The following is a 4,115-nucleotide window of genomic DNA, read 5'->3' as shown; positions in this document are numbered from 1 at the left end:
CATTTCAAAGATTAACCTCTTGCAACAGCCAAAAACCAGCAAAAGATTCTGCCTTGGGATCAGACTGTACACCGATAAAATGCACTCCGTTAGCTTTTTGCTTGGCTTCTTCAAAACCTTTGGCTTCTGCTAAGATTTGAGGTTTTTTGATATTTGCCACAATCCAGCTTTCATTAACACCAGTTTCTAAAAGCAATCTTGCCTCTTCGTTGGTGTCAAATCTTAAGAAAGCCAACTCCAAACCAGACATCCAGCCGGCTAAGGGCAACGCTCTCGGTGAGAAAATCAAAATACCAGGAATACGGGCTTCGGGTGAAACTTGCGCCAACTCTAGGGGGAAAGCTTCACCAAAGCCAATTTCCCACTCTGGCATTTCTGCCAAAGCCGCAGCATCTAAGGTAACAAATACCCACTGCTGTCCTTCCAAAGCATCTGGTAAACGTTGCGGCAAAGGCTTCTCCAAGCGGACTGAGGGATTAGTCCCCCCTTGATACCCTGGTTCTTGAGGATACACTTCTTCCATCCGCTGTTCTAACCATTGGTTGAGAACCAAAGTGCGGCGGCTAGGCTGGGCGGGAATGCCCAAGTCTTGGCAAGCTTTAGTAATCATGTTGTTCATTTGGCGGCGGAAAAAGCGGATTTTAATTGGTGCTTTTCCAGCTTGGTTAATAGCCTCCTGCAATGCTGTCCGCAACCAGCCAGAATTTACCTGGGTACTGGGACAATATTGAGTGTAGCGAAACAAAGAATCTGCTTTTGTGCTGATATCCAAGGGACTTTCGCAGACTAAGACTTCCCAAATTTTTTTCTGATTATCGTCCAAAATCGGACGTGAGTAAAAATCGATTTCCCAAATACTGCCCATGTTTTGCGGTAAAAATCTGGCTGTTATGTTTTCCTGATATTTTGATCATACGAGTGTTGGGGCAGCATTTGGTATTGGGAATTGGGCATTGGGCATTGGGCATGGGGAATGGGGAATGAGTCTCTGAGGTGGATACTTCAAGTTCTAACTCTTCCCCATCTCCCTTATGCCTTATCGTTTGAGCAGAACATAGGAAGTTTTTGAAATAATAGGTTTTGCGATGACTGGGGAATTCATCAGGCGATTCAAAGCATAATCAAACCCAGTCGTACACCCACAGCAACAGCCTCGGTGCGGCTGGAGACACTGAGCTTTTGAAAAATGGATGAGAGATGAAATTTGACAGTATGCTCAGAAATATGCAGGCGTTTAGCGATCGCTTTATTTCCCAACCCTGACCCAAGCATTCCTAAAACCTCTATCTCCCGTGGTGTCAAGGTTTGTACAGGATTCGTTACCACTTTTTCTCGGATAGACAGTAATTCTACAGCATCCGGGTGCAGTACTACTAAACCAAAAGCGATCGCCTCCACAGCAGCGACAATTTCTGACTCTGTGCTAGTACTGGGCAATATTCCCCGGATACCAGAACGTAACGCCGTCTCTAAGTCGATGCTATCAAGTTCCTCAACAATGACGATCATTCCTAATGGGTATTGTTTCTGTTGAATGAGCAGCAATTTTTCCCACACCGATTGTTGAAAATTGCTGCTCAAATCTACCAGCACCACATCTGGTTGTAATTGCCCAACTTCCCTTGCCAATACATCCAAATCGGATGCACTCCCCACAACCGTCAGCCGAGGATTGGTAGTTACCACAGCTGATAACCCTGCCCGCACTACAGGGGAAGTCGCAACTACCATCACTCGGATCATCTCGCCTCCACAGCAGTTTTCCCAGCCTGCACGGCAACATAAATCACGAATTGCTGCCCACCGCGTAGGAGTTGTAGTGGCAGAGATCCTTTACTGTCATGGAGATATTTAGTTAAATCATTCATGCTAGTGAATAATCGCCCCGAAACTCCAATTAAAACATCGCCTATTTGCACACCAGCAGTTTCCGCCGCACTGCCAGGTAAAATTGACAACACCAATAAACCCAAGCTACGCCTACCTAAAAGCACAGGTTGCAGTGTGACTCCCAGTTGCTGACGACTATTTACTTGTAAAAAACGCTCAACTGTGCTGCTGGGAACTGCCACAGCCAAACCATTAACAATCATGGTGTTAATTCCCACGACTCGACCGAGACAATCGGCAAGCGGCCCCCCAGAATTTCCCGGATACAGCTGCAAATCGGCCATAACTGCACGCGGATTATTTGCATAGATAATTCCAGTTGTCACAGCACCACTTTCAGCAAACGGATTACCCACCGCCAAGACTAATTCACCCACTCGTAGCGCCTCAGAATTGCCAATGGTTGCAGCAGTTAAATTAGTGGCGGTAATTTTCAGGGCGGCTAAATCTTGCTGTGGATCAAATTGTGTACGCACCGCATCAAATACCCTTCCGTCAGCCAATTCCACAGTTGCGCGGTTGCTGGTTGCGACATGGGCATTAGTGATAATTAGTCCGTCAGGTTGCCAAATTACACCAGAACCGACTCCCAGAGAGCCGCTTTTCACTTTGACAGTGTGATCGCGTAGTTTAGCAGCTACCTCTGTCAATTCAGCAGCGATGTTAGTTAATGTTGTGTTTGCCATGTTGTATAATTTTTGAGCATGTCAAAGTAAAATCTGTTGGCTAACAATGTTCTGATCTCGAAGTTCCGAGTTCCAATCTCGAAGTTCCAAGTTCCAATCTCGAAATTTCGAGTTCCAATCTCGAAGTTCCGAGTTCCAATCTCGAAGTTCCGAGTTCCAATCTCGAAGTTCCCAGTTCCAATCTCGAAGTTTCGAGTTCCAATCTCGAAGTTCCGAGTTCCAATCTCGAAGTTCCGAGTTCCAATCTCGAAATTCCGAGTTCTGATCTCGAAGTTCCAAATTACGAATTACGAATTAAAAAGGTCTTTCGCCAACTGCGATCGCTAACTCAACTAACACCCCACCCCGGACAACTTGGACGTTGACAGTTTTACCAATGCGATCGCTACTATTGAGTAGCGCCAACACATCACCTGTATCGCCCACAGTTACGCCATCGAACGTTACCAAAACATCGCCAAGCAGCACACCTGCATTCTCAGCAGGCCCCGAAGCCTCAACATTAACGACAATTACCCCAGTTGTAGAAGTTAAATTGAGAGCAGTTTTTAGGTTCTTTGGTAAGCGTACAGGTTGCATTCCCACACCCAAGTAGCCCTTGGAAATACGCCCTTTTGCTACTAATTGGTCAACCACGCGATCGACTGTAGCAGTGGGAATAGTCAAAGCAGTACCACGCCGCCCCGATGTATTCATACCTACCACAAAACCAGCCGCATCCACGAGCGGCCCACCTGCAAAGCCAGAGTAAAGGGTGATGTCTGGGCGGATGAATTGGTCAATATTGCCGCCATTCATACTCCGCCAAGCACCGCTAACTACACTCACTGCACCCATCGCCGCCCTTAAGTCACCTTCGCTACCTCTTGCCAGTCCTAACACCAGATGACCGACTTTGAGCGTTTTGGCATCACCAACTTTTGCCACAGGTATTTCTACATTTTCTAGTTTAAAGACAGCGATATCGGTGCTAGAGTCATGACCAACGAGTGTTACTGGCGCAGTGCTACCATTTGATAGAGTGATGGTGATGTCGTCATAGCGCTGGAGGGACTCATCAGAAGTAACAATGATGCCATTACGCCAGTGAATCCCAGTTGGAGAAACACGAGTACCCCCATTCACCGCAACCACAGCACTCCCAGCTTGTTCTACGGTGTCAGCTAAACTGTTGGATAAAGCCAATAATGAAGACATAAGATTTTTCCGCAAACGTTCTTAGATGTTCATATCGTGCCGTTTTATCAACACAGATGGCATCGGAAAAATGGGGAGAATTCATCCTAGAAAAATGGCTAGGATTTACATCATGTCCGCTAAATCACTTACGATATGTCATTGCGAGCGCAACGTTCGCGCTTGCGTCTCGTAGAGAAGTGAAGCGAAGCAATCGCAAAGGTTTTGGGATTGCTTCTCTTCGAGACGCTCCGCGAACACTACGCTAACGCAACGTTGGCAATGACAAGTGTTTAACCGGACATGATCAGTAAACCAAAAAGTTTTTCTCCAGAGAGCGATCGCTAATCATAGCTAAGTATA

General features: G+C 46.4%; 5 protein-coding genes. All 5 read right to left on the bottom strand.

Annotated features, from left to right (window positions below; translation table 11 throughout):
* Window positions 1-4: 4 nt before the first annotated feature.
* Window positions 5-865 (bottom strand): Tab2/Atab2 family RNA-binding protein, encoded by an 861-nt coding sequence (locus HWQ41_RS00220; RefSeq protein WP_292758617.1) that lies wholly within the window; start codon window positions 863-865, stop codon window positions 5-7.
* 245 nt (window positions 866-1,110) lie between these two features.
* Window positions 1,111-1,743 (bottom strand): response regulator transcription factor, encoded by a 633-nt coding sequence (locus HWQ41_RS00215; protein WP_292758614.1) that lies wholly within the window; start codon window positions 1,741-1,743, stop codon window positions 1,111-1,113.
* Window positions 1,740-2,576, bottom strand: a complete 837-nt coding sequence (locus tag HWQ41_RS00210) for a trypsin-like peptidase domain-containing protein (protein ID WP_292758612.1) — start codon at window positions 2,574-2,576, stop codon at window positions 1,740-1,742. Before HWQ41_RS00210 ends, HWQ41_RS00215 begins: the two co-directional genes overlap by 4 nt.
* 21 nt (window positions 2,577-2,597) lie before the next feature.
* Window positions 2,598-2,855: a hypothetical protein gene (locus HWQ41_RS00205; RefSeq protein ID WP_292758609.1), complete on the bottom strand. Its 258-nt coding sequence runs from the start codon at window positions 2,853-2,855 to the stop codon at window positions 2,598-2,600.
* Window positions 2,856-2,870: 15 nt separating this feature from the next.
* A complete protein-coding gene (locus HWQ41_RS00200; RefSeq protein WP_292758606.1) occupies window positions 2,871-3,773 on the bottom strand; it encodes a PDZ domain-containing protein in 903 nt (300 codons plus the stop codon).
* Window positions 3,774-4,115: the final 342 nt, after the last annotated feature.

This window comes from Nostoc sp. NOS(2021) (assembly GCF_017115025.1).
GTDB lineage: Bacteria > Cyanobacteriota > Cyanobacteriia > Cyanobacteriales > Nostocaceae > Nostoc.
The sequence above is the reverse complement of the archived record's forward strand: the minus strand, read 5'-3'. Positions and strand labels throughout refer to the sequence as shown.

What these genes read in the sequence shown, in the direction of transcription:
- HWQ41_RS00220 (WP_292758617.1), bottom strand. Translation starts at nt 865, where the DNA reads ATGGGCAGTATTTGGGAAATCGATTTTTACTCACGTCCGATTTTGGAC.
- HWQ41_RS00215 (WP_292758614.1), bottom strand. Translation starts at nt 1,743, where the DNA reads ATGATCCGAGTGATGGTAGTTGCGACTTCCCCTGTAGTGCGGGCAGGG.
- HWQ41_RS00210 (WP_292758612.1), bottom strand. Translation starts at nt 2,576, where the DNA reads ATGGCAAACACAACATTAACTAACATCGCTGCTGAATTGACAGAGGTA.
- HWQ41_RS00200 (WP_292758606.1), bottom strand. Translation starts at nt 3,773, where the DNA reads ATGTCTTCATTATTGGCTTTATCCAACAGTTTAGCTGACACCGTAGAA.